This window comes from Maridesulfovibrio salinus (genome assembly GCF_055394525.1).
In genome coordinates, this window is record NZ_AP042461.1 from 1,806,585 (window position 1) to 1,828,860 (window position 22,276).

17 protein-coding genes are annotated in these 22,276 nt (G+C 45.4%); 9 read left to right on the forward strand and 8 right to left on the reverse strand.

The genetic code is table 11. The features are described 5' to 3' along the window. The first annotated feature begins 139 nt into the window (after window positions 1-139). Window positions 140-979: a hypothetical protein gene (locus ACZ5PW_RS08120; RefSeq protein WP_464559708.1), complete on the forward strand. Its 840-nt coding sequence runs from the start codon at window positions 140-142 to the stop codon at window positions 977-979. A 521-nt stretch (window positions 980-1,500) separates the two neighbouring features. Then, entirely contained in the window at window positions 1,501-2,337 is an 837-nt protein-coding gene (locus ACZ5PW_RS08125) for a DUF5677 domain-containing protein (protein WP_464559710.1), read from the forward strand. Window positions 2,338-2,442: 105 nt separating this feature from the next. On the opposite strand, the gene ACZ5PW_RS08130 is transcribed toward ACZ5PW_RS08125, so the two are convergent. Beyond that, window positions 2,443-2,829, reverse strand: coding sequence for a tyrosine-type recombinase/integrase (locus ACZ5PW_RS08130; RefSeq protein ID WP_464560379.1), 387 nt, complete (start codon window positions 2,827-2,829; stop codon window positions 2,443-2,445). A 155-nt stretch (window positions 2,830-2,984) separates the two neighbouring features. Between ACZ5PW_RS08130 and ACZ5PW_RS08135 the strand changes: the two genes are divergently transcribed. Further along, window positions 2,985-3,221 carry a hypothetical protein gene (locus ACZ5PW_RS08135; protein WP_464559712.1) on the forward strand — a complete coding sequence of 79 codons (237 nt, stop codon included), beginning with the start codon at window positions 2,985-2,987 and terminating at the stop codon, window positions 3,219-3,221. 554 nt (window positions 3,222-3,775) lie between these two features. Beyond that, a complete protein-coding gene (locus ACZ5PW_RS08140) occupies window positions 3,776-5,827 on the forward strand; it encodes a copper-translocating P-type ATPase (RefSeq protein WP_464559714.1) in 2,052 nt (683 codons plus the stop codon). Window positions 5,828-6,106: 279 nt separating this feature from the next. On the opposite strand, the gene ACZ5PW_RS08145 is transcribed toward ACZ5PW_RS08140, so the two are convergent. Both ACZ5PW_RS08145 and ACZ5PW_RS08150 read right to left on the reverse strand, forming a co-directional pair. Next, window positions 6,107-8,161 carry a ribonucleoside triphosphate reductase gene (locus tag ACZ5PW_RS08145; RefSeq protein WP_464559716.1) on the reverse strand — a complete coding sequence of 685 codons (2,055 nt, stop codon included), beginning with the start codon at window positions 8,159-8,161 and terminating at the stop codon, window positions 6,107-6,109. Continuing rightward, window positions 8,109-8,789, reverse strand: coding sequence for an anaerobic ribonucleoside-triphosphate reductase activating protein (locus tag ACZ5PW_RS08150; protein ID WP_464559718.1), 681 nt, complete (start codon window positions 8,787-8,789; stop codon window positions 8,109-8,111). Before ACZ5PW_RS08150 ends, ACZ5PW_RS08145 begins: the two co-directional genes overlap by 53 nt. A gap of 543 nt (window positions 8,790-9,332) precedes the next feature. Here ACZ5PW_RS08150 and ACZ5PW_RS08155 point away from each other — a divergent pair. Continuing rightward, window positions 9,333-9,875, forward strand: a complete 543-nt coding sequence (locus ACZ5PW_RS08155) for a hypothetical protein (RefSeq protein ID WP_464559720.1) — start codon at window positions 9,333-9,335, stop codon at window positions 9,873-9,875. Here the strand turns inward: ACZ5PW_RS08155 and ACZ5PW_RS08160 are convergent. Next, on the reverse strand, window positions 9,832-10,137 hold the full coding sequence (locus tag ACZ5PW_RS08160; protein ID WP_464559722.1) for a hypothetical protein: 306 nt from the start codon (window positions 10,135-10,137) through the stop codon (window positions 9,832-9,834). The genes ACZ5PW_RS08155 and ACZ5PW_RS08160 overlap by 44 nt on opposite strands. A gap of 229 nt (window positions 10,138-10,366) precedes the next feature. On the opposite strand from ACZ5PW_RS08160, the gene ACZ5PW_RS08165 reads away from it, so the two are divergent. Then, complete coding sequence (locus ACZ5PW_RS08165) at window positions 10,367-11,944, forward strand: hypothetical protein (RefSeq protein WP_464559724.1); 1,578 nt, start codon at window positions 10,367-10,369, stop codon at window positions 11,942-11,944. Between the two features lie 187 nt (window positions 11,945-12,131). On the opposite strand, the gene purU is transcribed toward ACZ5PW_RS08165, so the two are convergent. After that, on the reverse strand, window positions 12,132-13,001 hold the full coding sequence (purU, locus tag ACZ5PW_RS08170) for a formyltetrahydrofolate deformylase (protein WP_464559726.1): 870 nt from the start codon (window positions 12,999-13,001) through the stop codon (window positions 12,132-12,134). Between the two features lie 255 nt (window positions 13,002-13,256). Between purU and ACZ5PW_RS08175 the strand changes: the two genes are divergently transcribed. Next, a complete protein-coding gene (locus ACZ5PW_RS08175; protein WP_464559728.1) occupies window positions 13,257-13,913 on the forward strand; it encodes a trimeric intracellular cation channel family protein in 657 nt (218 codons plus the stop codon). A gap of 216 nt (window positions 13,914-14,129) precedes the next feature. Here the strand turns inward: ACZ5PW_RS08175 and ACZ5PW_RS08180 are convergent, their stop codons facing one another. Next, window positions 14,130-15,779 carry an NAD+ synthase gene (locus ACZ5PW_RS08180; RefSeq protein ID WP_464559730.1) on the reverse strand — a complete coding sequence of 550 codons (1,650 nt, stop codon included), beginning with the start codon at window positions 15,777-15,779 and terminating at the stop codon, window positions 14,130-14,132. A 200-nt stretch (window positions 15,780-15,979) separates the two neighbouring features. On the opposite strand from ACZ5PW_RS08180, the gene ACZ5PW_RS08185 reads away from it, so the two are divergent. Together ACZ5PW_RS08185 and ACZ5PW_RS08190 are read left to right on the forward strand one after the other, a co-directional pair. Then, the gene (locus tag ACZ5PW_RS08185) at window positions 15,980-18,757 is read left to right on the forward strand and encodes a response regulator (RefSeq protein ID WP_464559732.1); all 2,778 of its coding nucleotides are present in this window, start codon (window positions 15,980-15,982) and stop codon (window positions 18,755-18,757) included. Window positions 18,758-18,867: 110 nt separating this feature from the next. Further along, window positions 18,868-19,212: a hypothetical protein gene (locus tag ACZ5PW_RS08190; protein WP_464559734.1), complete on the forward strand. Its 345-nt coding sequence runs from the start codon at window positions 18,868-18,870 to the stop codon at window positions 19,210-19,212. 17 nt (window positions 19,213-19,229) lie between these two features. Here ACZ5PW_RS08190 and ACZ5PW_RS08195 read toward each other — a convergent pair whose 3' ends face one another. Both ACZ5PW_RS08195 and ACZ5PW_RS08200 read right to left on the reverse strand, forming a co-directional pair. Further along, window positions 19,230-20,453 (reverse strand): HDOD domain-containing protein, encoded by a 1,224-nt coding sequence (locus ACZ5PW_RS08195; RefSeq protein WP_464559736.1) that lies wholly within the window; start codon window positions 20,451-20,453, stop codon window positions 19,230-19,232. Between the two features lie 183 nt (window positions 20,454-20,636). Further along, on the reverse strand, window positions 20,637-22,274 hold the full coding sequence (locus ACZ5PW_RS08200; RefSeq protein WP_464559738.1) for an ArnT family glycosyltransferase: 1,638 nt from the start codon (window positions 22,272-22,274) through the stop codon (window positions 20,637-20,639). Between the last annotated feature and the right edge of the window lie 2 nt (window positions 22,275-22,276).

Genomic DNA, 22,276 nt, shown 5'->3' on the forward strand with positions numbered 1-22,276 from the left:
ATTATTCTATCGCCCCTGTCTTTGAGGTAGAGCCACTTTGAGGTAGAGCCGTAGAGCCTTGATTGCGGGTTAAGAGGCTGATACGATATAATCGGCATCGGATAAAGAGTGAGGTGCATTTTATGGTAAGGAGATACGCTTGTTTAATCTTATGATGTTTAACGTGGATTGGGAATCTGGTCGAGTACAAATCCCCTTAGGAAGAGTTTTTGAATATACAGAAGATTCTCTTGTTAATTTATACAAGGACAATGGAGTTATACAGCTTGATCGCTTGAGGTCTTTGCCATGTTTATTCTGTGAAGAAGGAACACGACAAGAAAGTGCTTATGTAGGTAGAATTGTAAAGGCAAGGCTCGCAGGTGATTCCTTGGCTCTTGAAGTTGCCTTCGATAGAGATGTTCCGGTGCTGCAGAATAAGATGCTATACGAAAACCGTATTGATTTAGATATGCCTCATGACTTTGAATTCTCTCGGAATCATTGGGCTGTCAAGGATGTAGACCTGTACCGTTTTCTGCTTACGAATGTTCGCCCTCGTCGCCAAAGACCGACAGTGTTTGAGCTTCCTGAGCACGAAAAGATTGATACCTCACTTGTGTCCGCTATGATGCCCTTCGATGCTGGATTCAGGGAAGTGCACGAGGTCATCAAGCAAGCCTCGGAGAGAGCAGGTCTGAGGTGTAGGCGGGCTGATGATATATGGGAGGCTCCATCAATCATACAAGATGTCGTTTCGCTTATTGATCGTTCTAGGGTTGTTGTTTGCGACTGCACGGGAAAGAATCCAAATGTGTTTTATGAAGCAGGTATTGCTCATACCCTTGGGCGTGATGTTGTATTGGTGACACAGAACGAATACGATATTCCCTTTGACTTGAGACATCTTCGTTATATTAAATATCTCAATAACAGAGAGGGCCTTTTAAAGCTCAGGCAACAATTGGCTGATAGGATTCGAACTATAATTGGACATTGAGATGAGTAGAGAAACTGGGCACGGCAATCTATTTCCAGCAGATGACCTCATTCAGCATCTTCTCAAATTCAAAGAAAAGGCTGGAGGCCTCTATTGGGCTTCGTTCTTTATCCCTTCTGTGTGCTTCAGCATCACAACCCCAGTGCAAGCCAGCGCAAAATTCTGGTCAACCACCTGGTGAACCGGGAGCCTCTAACACCCATCCAACATCCCTGATTTTCTGTTGACCATGAAACAAAAAGTTAAAGTATTTCAACACTTGAACTCACAATTCATGGCATGGCATTCAAGAGGCCAGGAGTTCAATTCTCCTCAGCTCCACCACTTATATTTACGTATAAAAAGGACCGGTTAGCTTGATAGGCTTTGCGGTCTTTTTCTTTTGCTGACCCCTGTATTTGAGGTAGAGCCGTCAACATTTGCAGGGGCGAGCTGGGGAGTTTTTGCAAGCCCATGAGGAATAAGCTACTGTTCTAAATATACATATTGATCAATGTTGAAACAAATTTCGTGAGGATAGGATGTATAAATTGGGACCTTATGAGAAATGGGAAGAATTCAATCTTTTTAATGATTTGTCTGATAGGGCGTTTGCATACTTCAACCAAAAGTTTAATCAAAAACAAGATGATTTGGATACACCGTTTTTACATCTGTTTTATCGATTTAAATATATAGCAGAATCAACCAGTGTTAGTGCTAGAATGATAAATAGCTGGACTTTTGGTGCTCCAGCTTCAGTCCTTTTAAGAAGCCGTTTTGAACAATTGATAGTCTGTTCATATTTAATATATGAAGATGAAAATATTGGCTTGAAGCAATATATTAAGCATGGTCCCATCAATGACTACCGTTTGTTGAAGAAGGCCAGTCAAGATTGTCAGCTAAAAGAAAATTTAGAAAGTTTTGTAGACGTAGATAGGTCATTTGAACGTGCCTTATTTAGTCAGAAGGAAATCAATCCAGATTTTGAACTAGGTAGTAAGTTTCAACCGAAGTGGTCTAAGTTAAATTTAGGGGCTATGTCGCACAAGCGTGATATATTAGCTAAAATTAAATCTAAAATGTACGAAAATCTTGAGCATGACTATTTGACGATATATACAATGCTTAATTCATTTGTACATTCAGATTTCTCTTCTGTTAACGATACCTATCTAAAGTTGTTTGAATATAAAGGGAAAATGGTTGTCACTGTTGATTCTTACTGGGTAGGTATGATTATGCTGTGTTGCGCAAGATATGACATTATACAGTGCTTTGAAATACTGGATTATTTAGGAATTGATGATGATAGTTTTTATTCGAATTTGATCAAGGAGTGGGAGGAAAACAAAGTCATTATGGATAAGTCGTGAAAAAATACCAATTGCGTGATAAACGATTAGTATTTAAGCGACAAAAAAAGGGACGCCTGAAGACGCCCCTCACCTTAATTAATCAATCTATTTCAACCTAACCCGCTACCCCAGCTCCGGCAGCAACTCCACGGCACGCCTCTCGTCACCGGGCATAACGTGCCCATACCGGTCCAAGGTCATTTTTGTACTCGCATGTCCCATGAGGCGGGAAACTGCGTTCGGAGCCGCCCTCTTAGATAGCATGGAGGAGCAGAACAGATGGCGGATATCGTAGCTGACAACGTCATCACTGATTCCAGCACGGCGGCATGAGTTTCTGAATCCATCACTCCAGCTCTTGATGGAGCGACCGTTGTACTCGATGGCATGGTCAGTTTTACTTTCGCTTTCACTGAAAAAAGCAGTAATTGTATTTAAGTTACAACACTCAAGCTCTAATATTAAGTGACAACAATAACTTATCTTGTTAATAAGCAGGAGAAGTTTGATATCTCAATCATGGGTTAATCAACAGTGTATTCAGGTTCAAAATTATTTGGATATAGATCTTGTCCTATTTTGAAAAGTGATCCTGAACCGGATGCGGATAGAGCACAGGTTCAGGTGTCTGACACAGAATAATCGCAAATCAAGGAGAGCAGGCAATGAATATGGCGCAGGAAAAGGTTAAAAGCATCTACATCGGCTATCATCCCCGTACCCATGACGGAAGCTCTCCCAGATCTCGCAACCTGGATGAATCTCTCGAGATTATGAAAGATTTTAATGATAAGCAGGCTGAGGATCGTCTTCATGCTGAGGTTGTTGAAATAGCCTTCAGTGATCTTTGCGCGGTTGTTGTCATGGAAAAAAATATCGGAAAAGTCTGGCAGTATCTTTAGTTAGGAACGGGCTTGTGCCTCGGTATCTATTCATAAAGTAAGGATATCCAACAGTTGATAGACTGGTGTGATTCCAATGTAGCCGCTATCTTTTTGGCATACTGAGTTCGCTGATATTTTACTCAGTGGTTTAAGCTGTATCTTTCTCTGGACTCAGATTATATAGTTTAAAAATATTAATGTACTTCATTTGCTATCGGGTTAGAACAGGTGTTATAGATTGTAATACTAAATTATGAATATATTTAAAAACGTTTGTTTTTCATTTTAAGACTTAGAAAGTTTATCTTCTAAGTCTTTTTTTTGTGCATTTATTATTGTTATGAATTATAATTAGCAGAAGTATTAAAGATATAAATTAAGTTTATTTCTCTATGTTATGAATTAAATATGTGAGTTCTTGCCAAAAATCCATTTTATATGTTAATTGTAAATTTCAAATGTTTTTATGGATGCTGATGTTATCTACGTATGATCCTTAAATACGGTGAATATCATTAATCCATGTGATTATACTTCTCGTAAAGACTATGTTCAGGGAGAGTTGCTTTTATATGAATAAAGAAGAAAATAGCAAATCAAATCATCATGAAAAGCATGAGCGTGCACATTCTTCATCTTCTGGTGAAAACCATTCCTCGCATCATGAGCATATGGTGAAAGATTTCAGGAAAAGATTTTATATCTCTTTGGTAATGACCTTGCCCATAATGTGGTTATCACCCATGCTGCGTGGATTTATGAATCTGGGTGATCCGGTCATCCCAAATAGCATGCTAGTTCTTTTTGGGTTCTCCTCGGCTATATTTTTCTATGGAGGCTGGCCGTTTCTGAAAGGACTTTACACCGAAATTTCAGATAAGAAGCCCGGTATGATGACTCTGATTGCTCTGGCTATCACTGTGGCATACGGATATTCAAGTCTTGTTGCATTCGGCCTTAAAGGGCGGGTCTTTTTCTGGGAACTGGCAAGTCTTATAGACATCATGCTCTTGGGGCACTGGATTGAAATGAAGTCGGTCATGAGTGCTTCCGGAGCAATGGAAGAGCTTGCCAAGCTTATTCCCGGAGAAGCTCACCGTCTCAATGATGACGGAGATACTGAAGATGTAAAAGTTAATGAGCTGCAAGATGGCGATAGGGTTTTGGTAAAACCCGGTGAAAAAATCCCGGCAGATGGTGAAATAGAAGAAGGAACATCAAGTATTGATGAAGCAATGCTTACGGGGGAATCCAAGCCAGTTGAAAAGGGCCCCGGTGAAAAGGTCATCGGCGGGGCTGTGAATGGAGAAGGTTCATTGACAGTCACTGTAGCCAAGACTGGAAAGGATTCATTCATTAATCAGGTAATGGATATGGTCAAGGAGGCTCAGGATAGCAAATCCAAGGCACAGGGGTTAGCCGACAAGGCTGCGGCCTGGCTTGCTTATATTGCTCTTTCGGCTGGTTTTCTGACCATGCTGTTCTGGCTGACAGTCTACGGAAAGGATTTTGTGTTTTCATTGGAGCGTACTGTGACTGTCATGATTATTACCTGCCCTCATGCATTGGGGCTGGCTATTCCTCTGGTTGTCGCGACTACAACTGCAATCGCTGCGCGGCATGGTTTTTTTATTCGCAACAGAACTCCTTTCGAGCAAGCCAGAAAGCTTCAGGCTGTGCTCTTTGATAAAACAGGTACTCTGACTAAAGGTGAATTCACTGTAAGTGATATCGTTCTTTTATCCGATACAATTGATGAAGAGGGTCTTTTGAACAAAGCTGCCGCGGTGGAGAGTCGTTCAGAGCATCCAATTGCCAAGGCTATAACCAAAGAAGCCTCTGCTCCGGGTAATTCGGAAGATTTCAGTAATATTCCCGGTAAGGGGGCGGAAGCGACTGTTGATGGCTCAAATGTAAAGGTTGTCAGCCACAAGTACATGGAGCAGGAAGGTCTGGATTACGATGATAGTAAAACAAAGGATATATTAAGCCAGGGTAAAACTCTTGTATTTGTACTTGTAGATAATTCTCCGGCAGGATGTCTTGCTTTGGACGATGTTATTCGTGAGGAATCAAAAGAAGCCGTCAAGCGTCTGAAGGAGTTGGGTCTTCAGGTCATGATGATCACAGGAGATAACGAGGCTGTCGCTAAGAGGGTGGCTGATGAGCTGGATCTTGAGGAATATTTTGCTGAAGTGCTGCCGGATAAAAAAGCGGATAAGGTAAAGCAGGTACAGCAGAAAGGGATTATGTGTGCCATGACAGGTGATGGAGTTAATGATGCTCCCGCACTTGCCCAGGCAGACATCGGTATTGCCATCGGTGCAGGCACGGATGTAGCTCAGGAGACAGCTGATATCGTGCTGGTCAAATCCAACCCCATGGATGTTGTTAAGATCATAGCACTTTCAAAGGTAACTTATAAAAAAACAGTCCAGAACCTTATCTGGGCCACAGGCTACAATATTTTTGCCATTCCTCTTGCAGCCGGAATCCTTTATAAGTGGGGCATCCTGCTTAATCCTGCAGCCGGAGCCTTGCTTATGTCCCTGTCAACAATAATTGTTGCAATTAATGCCAAGATGATGAAGCTGTCAGAGTTTGAGGATGATGCTACCGCTTGATGGTCAGGTATACATTTGATTGAAGATTTAAAGGGTAAAACCGGAAATTTTCATAAAAGGAAAATCGGGGATTCTAGTTAAGTCTAGAGCTATCTTTGACTTGACCGGAAATCGAGTTGCACCTTGACCGCAATTCTTGGTTTTTGAAAATATTTGCAGCCAGCAGCTTCAAAGAACCATAAAAAAGTATCCGGCTGATATTCTTAAAGAATATCAGCCGGATTTGTTTTATCAATTATAGAAAGTTTCCTGATTCTTTATATGATCAGGTTTTTATTATCACTGGCAGCAGAATGTGTTGTAGACTTGTCTATCCTTGTACTCAGCTTTTTTGCCATCGTTCCACTGCTTGACCGGACGATAGTATCCGACAATGCGGGTATATACTTCCGAATCTGCGCCGCAGTCCGGGCATTGATGGTGTTCACCTTGAATATATCCGTGCTCCTTGCAGATGGAAAAGGTCGGAGTGATGGACAGGTATGGAATTTTAGTATTGCGGAACGCCTTGATAATGAAGTTTTTAAGTGCATCAAGATCAGTGGTGGATTCCCCGAGGAATGTGTGGAAAACAGATCCGCCCGTGTAGAGGGGCTGCAACTGGTTCTGATGGGTCAGAGCCAGAATCACATCCTCGGATACGCCTACAGGCAGTGTGGTGGAGTTGGTGTAATAAGGGGTTCCGTCTCCGGAAGTCTTGATGTCGGCATAAAGTGACTTGTCGATCTTGGCCAGACGGTAGCTGGTACCTTCTGCCGGGGTCGCCTCAAGGTTGTAGAGGTTGCCGGTTTCTTCCTGAAAGCTGGAAGTAAGATCACGAAGATGGTTCAGTACTCTGGTCATCAGTCTGATTCCAGAAGGGGTGTCGATACCTTTCCCCAGCAGGTTCAGACACGCTTCATGTCCGCCCAGAAGACCGATGGTGGAAAAATGACCTTTGTATCCGTTCTTAAGATAGCGGCGGGACCACGGGAACATGCCGTTATCCAGATTGGTCTGGATAAGTTTTCGTTTATACTCAAGAGAGTTCTTGGCCTGAACAGCGTACTCCTCAATCAGATCAAGAAAATCTTCCTCACCCTGTGCCAGATAGGCAAGTTTGGGGAGGTTCAGTGTTACAACGCCGATAGAACCGGTCAGGTCTCCCGCTCCGAAAAGCCCCCCGACCTTGTTGCGCAGTTCGCGCAGGTCCATCTGCAGACGGCAGCACATGGAACGCACATCTTCAGGGTTTAGATCAGAGTTGATGAAATTCTGGAAGTAGGGGACTCCGTATTTGGCGGTGAGTTCGAGAAGTGTCTTTCCTATCTGGGAATCCCATGGAAAATCTTCGGTTACATTATAAGTGGGGATAGGAAAGGAGAAAATACGGTTGTGATGATCACCGCTTAGCATGACCTCAAGGAAAGAGCGGTTGATCATATCCATTTCCTTGCCGTAATCACCGTAGGTGGAATCCTGCAGTTCTCCGCCGATAATAATCGCTTCATCCGCGATATGCTTGGGCGGGACAAGATCAAACGAAAGGTTGGTGAACGGGCTCTGTCCGCCCCATCTGGAAGTTGTGTTCAGGTTGAACACGAATTTCTGCATGGCCTGTCGCACTTCTTCGTAAGTCAGGCCGTCGTGGCGTATGAAGGGGGCCAGATAGGTATCAACATTGTTGAAAGCCTGAGCTCCCGCCCATTCATTCTGCAGTGTTCCCAGAAAATTGACCATCTGCCCGAGCACTGCGTCAAAATGTTTGGCCGGGCCGGCGCAGGAACGTCCTTCAAGGTTGAAGCCTTCAAGGAGCAGGTCTCTTAAGGACCATCCGGCGCAGTATCCTGCAAGTCCGTAGGATAGATCATGAATATGGAAATAGCCGTGCTCATGCGCCTGACGGATTTCTTCTGGATATTTCTCCAAGGCGTAGCGAGCTTGAATTGTACCTGAGAGATGAAGCATGAGCCCCTGAAAAGAGTGGGTCATGTTGGCGTTTTCAGCCACGCGCCAGTCGCTTTTCTCAAGGTATTCATCAATTGTTTCCTTGATGTCGAGATAAGCGTCTTTCTGGTTCCTGAGTCTGCGGCGGTTGTCGCGGTAGAGTATGAATTTTTTTGCTACACTGTGCAGCCTTGAATCCATCAGCACTTCCTCGACCATGTTCTGAACATGTTCCTGTTCGGGAATTTCAATTCCTTCGAGCTTCTTTTCAACCTGTCTGGCCATGCGTTTGGCCATTAGAGGGTCTTTGATTCCGCTGGCGTTCAGTGCTTTGAAAATGGCTTGCGCAATGCGCTCAGTCGACCACGTTTCCAACCGGCCGTCTCGCTTCATGATCTGCGTGGGCATGCTCTCTCCTTGGAGGAATGTAGTTCTGGATGGTTAACTTGAATCCATCCGGAAGATAACCTTTGGCTGTTTCCACATCTTCGTCTGAGAGAATGGGAACTTCGGTCAGGCGAAAGTAGAAGGCTTCGGGGTTGGCTTCAGCGAGCTGGAAAACCTTTTTAAGGTTTTTCTGCGCCGCTTCGGCTGTGACAGCTCCGCCGGTCAGGGCGGGATATCTGTCATACGGTCCTTTAACGTCAATGGCGAAAACATCCGCCAATCCCTGCTGGAGAATATCCTCCAGAATTTCGGGCAGCATTCCATTACTGTCCATTTTGATGGGCAGTCCGGAAATACGCCTTATTTCATAAAGAATCTCTCCAAGTCCGGGAACTGTCGTAGGCTCGCCACCAGTTATAGTGACCCCGTCAAGCCAACGTGCTCTATCCCTTAGGAAAGTTGTCATATCTCTTCTGGAGATAACCGGCAGGCGCTCCATGTTCCATGCCATATCAAAGTTGTGGCAGGTTGGGCAGTTGAGGTTGCAACCGCCTAAAAAGAAAACGCAGCTTGATCTGCCTGGCCAGTCGCAAAGGCTCAGCGGTTCTATGCCGCGAAGGTGATCCCATCCGGAAGAGTTGTCGATCATAATGATTATTATTCTGAATTACAGTTTTTGCGGGTTAGTAAAAACAGGCTGGTTTCCGGGTTCCTTTTGCTCAGGTCCCGGAATAAAAGAACCTGTTGCTGTTTCGAGAGACATAGTATCTAAGCGTATGAGTTTTGTACAGGGGGGTAATTGAAAATTTGTTGTTACATGTCCAAAATTAATGCTTATAAGCGATTATTAGATATTAGATAAAATAATGAAAAGTTTTCCACAGGTTCATAAAGCTAAAACAGGTCGGAAAAACAGGACTTTTTCTAAACAAAGTTTAGAAAAAAAAGTTGAATCTGGATTCGTGATCCGGTTTTTGACAAGGGGAAATCAAACTTAGGAAGGGCGCAGACTTGCGCAAAATGATCAGTATGTCTAACACAGGTGTTACTGGTTTGAAAAGTCCTTTAATTGCATTGTTTCATAATGAAATCAGGTTCCGGTGCTTGCCTGAAAAGGCCGGCTGGAGTACCGTAGCATGAACTGGAGCGGGGTCTGAAAATATTAAAGCTGATACAATGATTACGGTTTCTTATGAGTAAAAAAATATTTGCAGCATTATTGATTTTTATATGCGGGATTTCATCGCTGGCCCATGCCCGCAGTATGGAAGAAGAGCGGGCAATGTGTCTTACCCTGAACGCACTCGCAAGAGCCCAGTGCAAGAAACCCTCTGAATACAGTTACATAGGTGTTCGTCAGGGAAATGTTTATGTGTACAACGGATTTTACGGGGCCAAGTACAGAGACTTCTACTGCAAGATCGACCAGGGTGAAATCAACATATTATCCCGCAACAAAAGATTCAGGCGCAGTGTTAAGTATTACATTGACGAGAATGAGTGCGGAATAATCGACTACTTTCCGGCCTCCTGTAATGAGCGTCACCAGATCCGGTGCTGTTTTCCCAAGTCGGAAAAAGAGCTCAAGGAAGATAAGGAAGCCGAGTTCTGGCAGCGGACTATACCGGATCTTCTTAAGGAAGATCAGCAGGAAGCACTTGAGGAACTGAGTGAGATGCAGAACCGGACTTCTAAATCTTCCGAAGCCAAGCCAGAAGAGCAACCAGAGGAGTAAGGGCGTAAAGGGGCCAGTATATTTTGTGGTAAGTAAAAAATATTACTGCGCCAAGCAGAAAAAGAGCATAGACCCATGCTTCGCCATGTTTGGAAAACATGCTGGATTTCTCCAGATTGAGATGGAACATGTCGGATTTTCCCCCGGCTGAGGTTGAATCGCCATTTGCCCTTTTTCTTCCGGACTGGAGTTTATGTCCACAGGAAGAGCATGTCTTGGCTGCATTGTTGTTTTTCTGTCCACATTTATTACAAGTGATCATTTGCAGTTCTTGTCTGGTTTGTTAATGTTTTATCTAAATGTTTTTTGTCAGAGTCAATATATTATTCCTCTGGAAAAGAATAGCAAAAATAGTACCATGGCTTAAGGTGTTTTGACGGTAGTCTGTTGAACCTGGGCTCACAACCGTCAGAAGAATGTAAACTGCTTGACTAATACTGGTGATTTGAGACATTTTCATGCAAATAAATTGCAATTAGGGATGGTTATTCATGAGTGAAGCGGTGCAGGGAAACGCGCAGATTCCAGACAAAGATAAGCGTATAGAATTCTATCTGAATATTCTGGGCAGACTAAAAGAACGCAGTACTCTCCGTGAGGTGCTTGAGCGTGAAGTTTTTCTTGAGTTCATTAAATACAATAACAACCGTATAAATGAATTTCCCCTGCTTGAGAAACAGCAGAGCGGCATTATTTCTCTACTCTGCCACAGATCAACTGATCTTCCTGCCCATGAGTTCATTAAAAAGATTCTGGGCGAATTTATTCTTATGCTTGGCCGCTACAGTAAGCTGATGGGCGGCAAGGATAAGGATATGATGGAAAATATCCGTTCCAGAATAATCAATGCGGAAACCCTGCTCATCAAGACCGTGCAGGGCGTTGTTTACGCGTCCTGTCTAATTTCCGACAACTTTGAGGAAGTCACCCTGCGTCATTTCGGTGAACCGGCCCTGAAAAAATATAATGGGCTGCTTGAACAGCATGAACTTGCCCGTGATTTCTGGCAGGAGCTGATAAAGCAGTTTATCACCAGTGAGCTTGAGTCTTCACTGCAGGAAATGGTTTCCGCTGAAAAGTATACCCTGACCAGAGATAAAAGCTATCTTATTCTCAGGTTTCCTTTTGACGAAGTTACCGGACGTTTTTCCGCTGATAATCCGGCGATTGATAAGACCAGAATTCAGGCGGCATTTGAAAAGGTGGGAGGGGATGAGGATTCAATGAAAATCCTCACCATGGTTTTCAGGACCCTCACAGAGAATGGAGCTTTCATCCGCGGTGAAGGGATGAGTAATGAAAACATAGACAGGATTGCCCGTATAGTCTGTATTGATCCTGCTACTGCGAAGTTCCGGGAAGACTATGACAAAGCAATGACCTCTCTTCGTGAATCCTCTTTCGATGCCAATGCGGATGAGAAGGAAGCGGATCTTGCAAGGCAGTTGCAGTTTACTCAGGACCAGATCTGTGCATGTGCCATCGGAGCCAGTCTGACACTGGATATAGTCGTCAGGGAATTTCTGCTCGGGCTTAAAACATACACTAATAACGATGAAAAGCTCCTGACCATGTTTCTGCGCCAGTTCGGCGTGGATTCGCTGGATAAGCTGTTTTTCTACCTGACCGAGGTCAAGTTCGCCGCTTTACTGAAAAAGAAAATGCAGGGCGAAGAGAACAAGATGATGCTCAGGGTTATGAAGCGTCGCAGGGCATCTTCTCAGGAAGTGAAAGCGTTGACTGAGATCGGGATGACCAGAATCAGGATGGCCCGAATCTGGTTGAAGGATTCCAGCAATGAAAACTGGCTGATTTTCAAGCACAATACCGCGAAAGAGCTGGTCAAGGAGATGCAGCTTCTGGCTCTTGAAAAGGAACTAGCTACTGCGATACTTAAGCTTTTTGAGAAAGGAGATTTTAAAGTTGAGTTCCTTGTGTTTATCAGTCTTCAGGCTGTAGCCAAAGCGACCAAAGATATACGTGGAAAACTCAATGAACTTTTAATCCGGTTTGGAATTGGTGAACAGTCTGACGAACAACTGGCCAAAAAGCTCCAGAACGGTTCCTGATAAAATTTTTATCTTCAACACGAAATTCTTCGATTCTTTTTTGCTGCTGACAAAATTTATTTTTAGAACAGACTTCTCAACTTACTATCAAGACAGTAAATTCTAATTTCTGATCAGCATGAAAAAACGGGCCGGTATGCACATAAGCATGCCGGCCCGTTCATATAATTACTGTTGATAATTTTCGTTAAATAAAGACAACTGTTTTATTACCGTCAACAAGAACCCTTTCGGTAAGATGCCATTTCACCGCGCGGCTAAGTACCTGACGCTCAATGTCCCGGCCGAGAATCTTCAGTTCCTCAACATCGTGTCGGTGGGAGACCCTGATTACATCCTGCTCAATGATGGGGCCCTGATCCAGCTCTTCAGTTACATAGTGGGCTGTAGCCCCGATAAGTTTAACACCCCTTTCTCCGGCCCTGCGGTAAGGGTCTGCTCCGACAAATGCGGGCAGGAAGGAGTGGTGGATATTGATAATACGGTTGGGGTATGCATCTATAAGTTTGGGAGTAAGAATCTGCATATAGCGTGCAAGGATAACCAGATCTGCATTGCCGTCGAGTAGTTCGAGGATTCTGCCTTCGGACTCCTCTTTTTTTCCCTTTTCAACCGGCACGTAGTGGAAGGTAACTCCGAAAGCTTCCACCGCTTCCTTAAGGTCCGGATGGTTGCTGATTACCATGGTGATTTCGGTGAAAAGCTCATCACGTTTGGCACGCCATAACAGGTCCATCAACGCGTGGTCGAATTTGGAAACAAGTATGGCGGTCTTTTTCCTTATCCATGCCGGATTAAGGCTCCAGTCCATGTTAAATTTATTCCCGACTTTTTCGGCAAACTCTTCCTTGAATTCATCCAGTGTACTTTCAATGCCGTCCAGGTGAAATTTCATTCTCAGAAAAAAACGGCCACCTACCGGATCGCTGGAATGCTGGTCGGAATGGATAATGTTGGCGTTTTTGGAAAACAGGAATCCGGAAACCGCCGCAACAATTCCGGGTCTGTCCTTACAGGTTACAGTGAGGTAAGCTGTGGATTCTCTTGATGATGTCATAATGTTACTCTGTATATATAGATTTTTGGGGTTTCGAGAAAAGGAATTCTCATAGCAGCAAGGTCTTTGACAGGCAAGGGCAGTAGTGTTTTGCAGGTTGTTAGTTATAATAGAAATACGGCCTCATATTTCAAAAATATGGATTAATATGTCTTTACAATGTCGGTATGAGAAATTAAGTGCTCTCTTTTTTCAGATAATGAAAAAATGTGTCCGGGTAATAAAAAAATAAAAATTACCGGACAAGGAGATACTATGGCGGTGATCAGCGGCGAAATTGTGCAAAACGCAATTCTCGGTTTCATGTATTTCGGGGACGTTGTTTTTGCTGTGAGTGGTGCGCTTGCGGCAGGCAAAAGGCGTCTAGATATTGTGGGATATGTACTAATCGGGACGATCACCGGTCTTGGTGGCGGATCGCTGCGTGATCTGCTGCTGGACAGGCCGGTCTGGTGGACCCGTGAGCCTCTTGAGCTGTACCTTTGTATTGCGGCTGCGGTCCTGACATATTTCTGGAGATTCAACGTAAAGTCACGTTACAGGGCTACAGCCTGGTTTGACGCTCTAGGGCTGAGTGCTTTTGCTGTTACCGGCAGTACCGTGGCCATGCAGGTGGATGTCCCATGGTCGATTGCGGTTTTCATGGGAGTCATGACTGCTACAGGCGGAGGTGTAATCCGTGATCTTCTGACCGGGGTCCGTCCCATGATTCTCTGTGGAGAGATATATGCGGTAGCCGCACTGGTTGGTGCATTTATCAACGTAGGGCTTATTGAACTCGGCGAACCGCTGTGGGTATGTATGGCTTCGGGGTTTGTTGGAACTCTGATGCTGCGCGGGGCAACAATCGTTCATAATATCCGTCTGGGCCCCCCCGGTGAGTTTGTCCGGTTCGGAAAATTGCCGGAATAAGGTACAGCCGGATGCTGGGAAAAATAGCGAAACGAACTCATTCCTATCCAGTCTTCATTTCAATTTTTTTTACGCTTGAGATTTTAAAAATTATCAACAGTTGCTAATTCGGGATTTATGCGCTCAACTAGCGAAGCTTATTGAAAGGTTTTGAAAGGGATTCCAAAGGGAAAGCTTTTGCAAAAGTTTTCCCTTTGGCCCCCGGAGGGATAAAAACTACCCTGTAAATCTACAGGCGATAGGCATTCTCCAACCTGTTCCGAATGCCCGGGAAGTAATTTTGAGTCCCGGAGCGGCCTGTTTACGCTTAAACTCGGAGATTTTGATAAGTCTTAGCACATAGCGCACAGTTTCGGGATCAAACCCGGTATCCGCTATGATTTCACTTTCGGCCCGGTGATTCTCGACACGCAGTTCTATTATCCGGTCAAGCACGTCGTAAGGCGGCAGGGAATCTTCATCCTTCTGATCCGGGCGCAACTCGGCGGACGGCGGTTTCTCGATGATGGGTACGGGGATTATTTCACCGCGCCCCTGCTCGTTAAGCCAGCGGCAGACCCGGAATACAAGGGTCTTGTACAGGTCTGAAATAACCGCGAGCCCTCCGGCCATATCACCATAAATTGTGCAGTATCCCACCGCGAGTTCACTCTTGTTTCCTGTAGTAACCAGAAGTGCGCCCATTTTGTTGGATATTGCCATGACAAGGTTGCCGCGGATACGTGATTGGATATTTTCTTCGGTTACGTTGGCGGGAAGTCCTTCAAAGGTCGGGGCAAGGGCTTTTTCAAATTCATCCATCAGGTTTTTTATGGGTATGGTAATACTGTTGATGCCCAGATTCTTAACAAGGGCCAGTGAATCGTCCACACTGCCCTGACTGGAATAGGGGGAGGGCATTAGAATGCCGGTTACATTTTCCGGTCCCAGTGCTTCTGCGGCTACCGCCGCTGTAAGGGCGGAGTCGATTCCACCGGACAGACCGAGAACAACCTTGGAGAATCCGGTCTTGGAAAGATAGTTGTTGAGGCCAAGGACCATTGCCCGCCATGCTTCAGATTCTTCACAAAAATCGTCTTCTTCTATAATTCCACCTGATCCGTCAGCTTCTACGATCACCACGTCTTCGGCAAAGCCTTTGCCTCTTGCGGAGAGCTTTCCATCAGTTGTGAAAACGCAGCTTCTTCCGTCAAAAACCAGATCATCGTTTCCACCGACCTGATTGGCATAAAGGACAGGAACCCGGTATTTGGAGGCTATATCTCCAAGCAGTTTCTCTCGGGCGGTCTGTTTACCTATATTGAAAGGTGAAGCGGAGAGGTTGAGCAGTACATCTGGCCCGGCCGCCATGATATCCGGTATGGGATTGCTTCCGTAGCGTCTGTGGGAATTTTCGTCCCGGTCATTCCAGACATCCTCACAGATGGTAACTCCGAACCTGATTCCTTTGAATTCAAAGGTGTTTATGTCTGCGGCGGGCTCAAAGTAACGCTGCTCATCGAACACATCGTAAGTGGGCAGAAGCCATTTGTAGAAAACTTCCGGGGCACTGTTCCGTTTGATGAGCCATGCCGCGTTACGCAGAGGATTGCCCATGGCTTCGTGATTCAGGTCAACACCGCCCGCAAGAAGAGCGATTCCTTCGGGCAGGTTTCGTGAAAGCTCGGATACGGTTTCACGGCAGCGGGTAACGAAGTCCGCATTGAGCAGCAGGTCCCGGGGCGGGTAGCCGGTTATGGCCAGCTCGGAGGTGACGCATAATTCTGCGCCCGCATCGGCTGACTTTTTCACTCCATCAAGTATCAGACGGATGTTTCCTTCAATGTCACCTACTGTCAGGTTGAGCTGCAACAGGGCTATTTTCATTAATAACTGACCATCCTTATATTTTTACTGCGCACTTATTAACTTGTGCAGGGAAGCTTGTCCATCTGTTCGTCAGCGGTCTTGATATCTCAATATAAAAAAGTTCTGTTGCAACGAATATGCTGCAATGTTAAACCGTTGTCTATATCCATCCTAGGTCTATTGGGACCTGAAATTATTGCCCTCACAAGGTTTTGAAATTGTTTAAAATAGACAAAGTCCAGACCCGCATCGGCTTGTTGATCATATTTATTTCCCTGATAACATTCGTGGTGTCCGGAGCATACGATTATACTTCCACCCGCAACAACATGTTGCAGGAACTTAATGAGAAGGCGGACGGTCTTGTTGAGCGTCTTTCCGAGTCTCTCATTACTCCTTTGTGGAATGTCGACCAGGCCGCCATCAACCGGATAATCCTTTCCGAAATGAATGATAAAAGGGTCAGGGCTATACTGGTAACCGAAGATAACGGACAGAATGTTTTTGCCGGAAAAGTACGGGATAATGATTGGAATATTGTCGATTTCACGGACTGGCCCAAAGGAAAGCTGGTCAAGCGTAAGGCTGAAATTTCCATTATGAACCAGCCGATTGGCGCGGTTGAAATTTTTCTGTCACCCAAGTTTATTGAAGATGAGCTTTATCAGTCCCTGCTGAATTCACTGCTGAGAACCATGCTGCTGGTAGTTCTTTTGATGGTAACCCTGTTTGTTACCATGCGGCGTGTTCTTATCTCTCCCATAATTAAACTCACTCAGACCGCAAAGCAGATTTCGGTGGATAAGAATTACAGTGCAAGGGTCAATTTCAAGTCGCAGGGTGAGATGAAATCCCTACTGGAAAATTTCAATAATATGTTGCAGCAGATTGAGGAACAGGACCAGAAACTAAAGGAATACAGCGGACAACTGCAGGAAAAAATCCATCAGAGCAATAAAAATCTTGAAAACAGTTACCGAGAGCTAAAGCAGATTAACCGCCAGCTCGAACAGGCCAGGGATGAAGCCGAGGCCGCATCAAGGTCTAAAAGTCAGTTTATGGCTAATGTGAGCCATGAAATCCGCACGCCCATGAATGCCATTATCGGAATGGCAGACCTTACGCTCTCCACTGATTTAAATGCCAAGCAGAGGGAATTCCTGAAAATAATTGTAAGCTCAGGACGGGTGCTGCTGCGGTTGATTAACGATATTCTGGATTTCTCCAAAATTGAGGCGGGCAAGCTTACCTTGGAAGAAGTCAACTTCAACCTGCACCAGCTTATTCATGATATAGCGGATCTTTTTGTCGATCAGATGGTTGCTTCCAAAACCGAACTGGTGATTGATATCAGACCGGATGTTCCCAAGAGGATTATCGGTGATCCGCTCCGGTTGCGGCAGGTGTTGATCAATCTTATTGCGAATGCTTTTAAGTTTACCAGTCTCGGTGAAATAACAATTACTGTATCCGCCGATTTAATCACCTCGGGCAAGTCCGAAATTGTCTTTGCCATCAAGGATACCGGAATAGGGATTTCAGAAGACGTTCAGCCGCATCTTTTTCAGGCATTCAAGCAGGCTGACGGCTCAACGACCAGAAAGTATGGCGGTACTGGGCTCGGACTGACAATTTCAAAGCGCATTGTGGAACTCATGGGCGGAGGAATATGGGTCAGGAGCAAACAGGGTGAAGGAAGCACATTCTTTTTTACCATTACTCCGGAGGTGGCGCCTGATACTTCCACAACTGAATTCAATCTCCCTGCTGATCTTGATAGTGCCTCAGTGCTGGTCGTTGATGATAACCTTGCCTTGAGAAGTGTTCTTTCAAGGTATCTTCGCCAGTTCGGCTTTGCTCCGGTGACAGCGTCAAGCGCGGAAGAAGCCTTTGAAATCATGGAAGAGCGTGGAGACGGAGCGTTCAGACTGGTTTTGATGGACCTGCGGCTGCCGGGCATGAAAGGGGATGAAGCTTCAGTAAAGATCAGGCAAAAATATTCTCAGCAGGAACTTCCCATTATAATGATAACTTCTACCGAGATTGACGAAGCTCTCGCCAAGGCAAATCGAGTAGGAATTAACAAGCTCATCAGTAAACCGGTCAAGCAGGGGACTTTATTTGACGTAATCCTGACTACATTTGGCCATGAGATTCACAACGAATATGTTTCAGAGCCTTATAAGCAGGTTGAAGAGGAGTTTAACGGGTTCAGGGCTTTGCTGGTTGAAGACAACCCTATCAACCAGCAGGTTGCTGAGCAGATTCTGGAGCCTACCGGACTTGAAATCGACTCGGCCTTCAACGGTAAAATTGCCATTGAAATGCTTTCAAGGTCTAAATACGACCTTGTCCTGATGGACATTCAGATGCCGGAGATGGATGGATATGAGGCCACAGGGATTATACGTAATGAAATGGGACTGACTGATATTCCGATAGTTGCGATGACAGCTCATGCAATGCGTGGTGACAAGGAAAAATGTCTGGCTGCCGGGATGGATGATTATGTCCCCAAGCCTATTGATAAAGAGCAGTTGATCAGTACAATCCGCAGCCATCTTCATAAAAATAAATCTTCGAAAGCGGTGAAGAGTGTTCCTGATTCTCCAAAGCCTGAATCCGCTGCTGTGTATTCAGGGGGGGATTTGTCACTTAATGTGAGCGAAGCTCTTGAACGTATTGGCGGTGATCTGGGGGTACTGATAACTATTTTGAATAATTTCAACGATTACAATGCGGATTTCTGTAATGAAATCCGGACAATGCTCGATGCGGGCAAGCTGAAGGATGCTGGGGACAAAGCCCATACGCTTAAAGGTTCTGCCGCCAATCTTGCCGCTTCAGATCTCGCTTATTCTGCCTTGTCGCTGGAAAAGGCCTGTAAATCGGATAATGCGGAGGATGCTTCCACAGCTCTGGGAAGAGTGGAGAAGAATCTGAAGCTGCTCTCAAAGGATATAAAGATCCTTTCCGATGGAAGGGTTGAGGAATAAAATTAAATTAGTTTTTTCATCAAAAAACGGTAGTTTATTAAGTTGAAATAATATCGTAAATGAGGCAGAAATCTTCCATCGGATTAATAATTTAAAGAGGATTCATATATATGGCTTTGATGTTCGGTTCACCCAGCCGCAAAGGGCGCGGAAGGTCCGTGGAAGATGCAAAAAAAGATCAGCGTCTCGACATGGCCCGTAATCTCTACCTTGGCGGAAAGGTAAAAATTGTAACCACAGAGGTTGTTCCCAATCGTGAAGTAGTTGGAACTTTCGGCCTGATTGTCTGTAGAAGCTACAATTTTGACAATGCTTTTTACGGACTCATAGCACAGGCAATAGACGCCAACGCCGATGCTATCTTAGGCTATCGTGAATCCGTTTCTTTCCATCCTGAAGGTGACAAATTTTATTCCTGCTACGGAACTGCCGTACGTCTTAAAAAACTTAAATAGCATAGCGGTGAATCTTCTTATTCACTGACACCGATATCATCTTCCATCGCTTCCCCGCAGGTTTCAAGCCACTTAACCAGACTGGGGGAGAAGCCGTTTATTTCCAGCCACTGCGCATCAAGCAGATGTGGAGCGTATTCTTTGTTATGAACTCTCAGCTCATGGTCAAACGAGTTCGCTACGTGGACGGCTACTGCCGGGCTCAGATCATTGCTGCCCAGTTTGTTCAATTCGTGGTGGCAGTATATGGCCTCCACCACGTCTTCACTGAATCCCCACAGAGCGAGCAGGTATGCTCCAACTTCCGCATGAGTGAATCCGAGGATATCTTTTTCGGCTTCCTGTATGGGAATATTGCTGTCACGGACCACACTGAGAATCATCTGGTATTCAGCGCTGTAGGATGTGGCCAGCAGCAGTTTACCAAGATCGTGGAGAAAGCCTCCCAGAAAGGTACTTTCCGCCAGTTCTGCATCAGCTCCTTCCGCTTTTACAATTGCTCTGGCTAGAAGTCCCACATAGCGGCAGTGTTCTCCCAGTTCCTCGATCGAAAAATCAATTCCCTCAGCAGCCTTTGTATTGAAGAGGAATGTTCCAAGCACAATACCCTTTACAGCATCAAGACCGAGCAGGGCCACAGCCTGCTCCGGGTTTGTGATCTTGGAAAAAAGACCGAAAAACGGGGAGTTCACAATTTTTAGAATCCCTGCGGTCATACTTACATCTTCACCTATAATGCGGCCGATATCACTCATGAACACATCTTCCTTCCTGAGTTCATTTTCCAGCTTGATGTACAGGGAAGGAAGAGTGGGAAGTTCGTCTATCGAAGCAACGGCTTTTGCGGCTCTCTCATTCAGAAAGATATTTTTCAGCCGCAGGCTTGTTTTTATTTTACCAAGCAGTTCGGACGGAGCGTAGGGCTTGGTGATGAACTGGTGGGCGAAGTTGATATACTTCAGAAAATTTTCAGAGGTAACATCGGCAGAGGTCAGAAACCTGATTGCGCCGGGCTGACGGTGTTTGATCTCTTTAAGCAGCTCTCCCTCCTCAAAACCTTCCAGATGAAGTTCAGTCGCGACTATGTCAAAAGGACGGATGAGCAGTTGATCTCGGGCTTCCTGAGCTGTGCTTGCGAAATGCAGGTCCCAGCGTTTTTGCAGAGGCGTGAGTTGTTTCTGCAGAAGTTCAAGCTGAGCGTTATCTTCATCGATAATGAGAATGCTTTTGGACTTGCTCATTAAAATCTCCTTAACTCTATCTCAAGGGGGATTGGGGATATTTTTGTGAGCATATCATGGCGCAATTCCTTTGAAAACCTCAACAACGTATTTAATAATACAAAAATCCGCCCCACCGAAGGTGGAGCGGATTAAGTGCAGATTAAACTCCCTGGGAGCCGTAAAGCAAATTATCGGCAGATGTTATTTGCTGATCAGGACGTAGGGCCTGTCGGAAATAAACTGCTCATTGATTACGGTTATGCCGTCCGGCTTGTTCTCCCAGCGGTCATAATATTTTTTCTGCATGACCAGAATAACTTTATCCTTTTCATTCAAAACCGATTCAATCTCCTTGATATCGCTGGTTTCGTGAATGTCAGTGCCTGCGTAGTAGGAGAAGATGCCGGAGTATATCTTGTGGGCCAGCGGGTAACTTCCCTGCTCTACATGTTCTTTCATGATCTCACCAGTCTGGCGCGGGCTCATCAACGGGTCGAGAGAGGGAAGGGTGTAAAGAGCCAGAGGCTGCAGCCAGAGTACCATGGTAACAGCCATCAGCATCAGACCCATTCTGGGGCCGGAGTTTTTGAGTGCAAGAAGTCCGAGTCCCCCCAGTCCGAGAATCAGGACCGTGAACGCAAGTCCTTTGAGCTGGAAGTCAAACGGGAAAAACACTTCCGCAAAGGGAGCCGCGACAGCTATCAGCAGGTATACTCCCGCCACTGCGGTCCACAGTCTTCCGGAGTTGATTACAGGTTCACGCCCATCTTCTCCCAGCAGCCCTTTAGCAGTGAGCATCGCCAGCGGGGCAAAGAGTGGAAGTATGTAGATCAGAACCTTGATACTCAGACAGGAGAGCAAGACAAAGCCGCTTATGAACATTAGCCATGCCCAGTCCCGTCCGTCATTGGATTCATCTTCACGTTTTGCAAAAACATTAAACCAGTGCTGAATAGTGAACAGCTTTTTGAGCGGGACCGCAAATAGGGCCATGGTCCACGGCAGCCATGCCAGAGGGAAGGCTATCAGATAATACTGAAAAGGTTCCTCATGATGGAATGAGCTTATTGCCCGCTGATATATCTGCTTATAAAAGATGTTGTGGATAAAGGAGGTTCCGTCAACAATGAGAGCCCCGACAACCCATGCCGCCAGAATTCCCAGCAGTACGCCCAATCCTTTCAGCAGGGATTTATCTTTCAGCAGAGATACCCGCTTTTTCCAGACCAGAAAACATACAGCGGTAAGCAGAGGAAAAATCAGCCCCAGTGGGCCTTTGGTCAGCGTGGCAATCCCCATGAGAGCGAAGGCCGCAACAAACCAGCGAACTGTTTCCCGGCTGTGAAATCCTTTGTAAAGGCAGATGTTGGCCCAGAGGATGAAACTTGCAAAGAGAAGATCCATCCTTGAGTAGTGCGCTATGCCGACAAAAAAGATGTTGGTCAGCAGAACAAGTCCGGTGGCAAGTGTGGTTTTCCTGCCGCATCCCAGAGTTCTGGCAAGGGCCACGGTTGAAAGCAGAAATATAGCCGCAGACAGGGCCGATCCCAGAAAGAAGACTGAAACTCCATCAGCCGGGGTTAAAGTCTCAATCAGGGACAGGAACCAGAAATATACAGGAGGCTTGTCCGGGTAGGGAACTCCGTTCAGATACATTACCAGCCAGTGTCCGGCATCTTTCATCTGATGGTATACGTTGGCGTAGCGGACTTCGTCCGAAAACCATAATGAGCGATAATCCATGGTGAAAATGGATTGCATAAAAATAAGGAAGAGTACCGTTATCCAGGGATGGTCTTCCATAATACCCCAGATAAGGGATTTTTTTTCATTGTGCATGA

Excerpts from the sequence above, each read along its gene's own strand:
- ACZ5PW_RS08140 (WP_464559714.1), top strand. The coding sequence starts at position 3,776 with ATGAATAAAGAAGAAAATAGCAAATCAAATCATCATGAAAAGCATGAG.
- ACZ5PW_RS08160 (WP_464559722.1), bottom strand. The coding sequence starts at position 10,137 with ATGATCACTTGTAATAAATGTGGACAGAAAAACAACAATGCAGCCAAG.
- ACZ5PW_RS08125 (WP_464559710.1), top strand. The coding sequence starts at position 1,501 with ATGTATAAATTGGGACCTTATGAGAAATGGGAAGAATTCAATCTTTTT.
- ACZ5PW_RS08155 (WP_464559720.1), top strand. The coding sequence starts at position 9,333 with ATGAGTAAAAAAATATTTGCAGCATTATTGATTTTTATATGCGGGATT.
- ACZ5PW_RS08180 (WP_464559730.1), bottom strand. The coding sequence starts at position 15,779 with ATGAAAATAGCCCTGTTGCAGCTCAACCTGACAGTAGGTGACATTGAA.
- purU (WP_464559726.1), bottom strand. The coding sequence starts at position 13,001 with ATGACATCATCAAGAGAATCCACAGCTTACCTCACTGTAACCTGTAAG.
- ACZ5PW_RS08145 (WP_464559716.1), bottom strand. The coding sequence starts at position 8,161 with ATGCCCACGCAGATCATGAAGCGAGACGGCCGGTTGGAAACGTGGTCG.
- ACZ5PW_RS08200 (WP_464559738.1), bottom strand. The coding sequence starts at position 22,274 with ATGCACAATGAAAAAAAATCCCTTATCTGGGGTATTATGGAAGACCAT.
- ACZ5PW_RS08135 (WP_464559712.1), top strand. The coding sequence starts at position 2,985 with ATGAATATGGCGCAGGAAAAGGTTAAAAGCATCTACATCGGCTATCAT.
- ACZ5PW_RS08195 (WP_464559736.1), bottom strand. The coding sequence starts at position 20,453 with ATGAGCAAGTCCAAAAGCATTCTCATTATCGATGAAGATAACGCTCAG.
- ACZ5PW_RS08190 (WP_464559734.1), top strand. The coding sequence starts at position 18,868 with ATGGCTTTGATGTTCGGTTCACCCAGCCGCAAAGGGCGCGGAAGGTCC.
- ACZ5PW_RS08165 (WP_464559724.1), top strand. The coding sequence starts at position 10,367 with ATGAGTGAAGCGGTGCAGGGAAACGCGCAGATTCCAGACAAAGATAAG.
- ACZ5PW_RS08175 (WP_464559728.1), top strand. The coding sequence starts at position 13,257 with ATGGCGGTGATCAGCGGCGAAATTGTGCAAAACGCAATTCTCGGTTTC.
- ACZ5PW_RS08150 (WP_464559718.1), bottom strand. The coding sequence starts at position 8,789 with ATGATCGACAACTCTTCCGGATGGGATCACCTTCGCGGCATAGAACCG.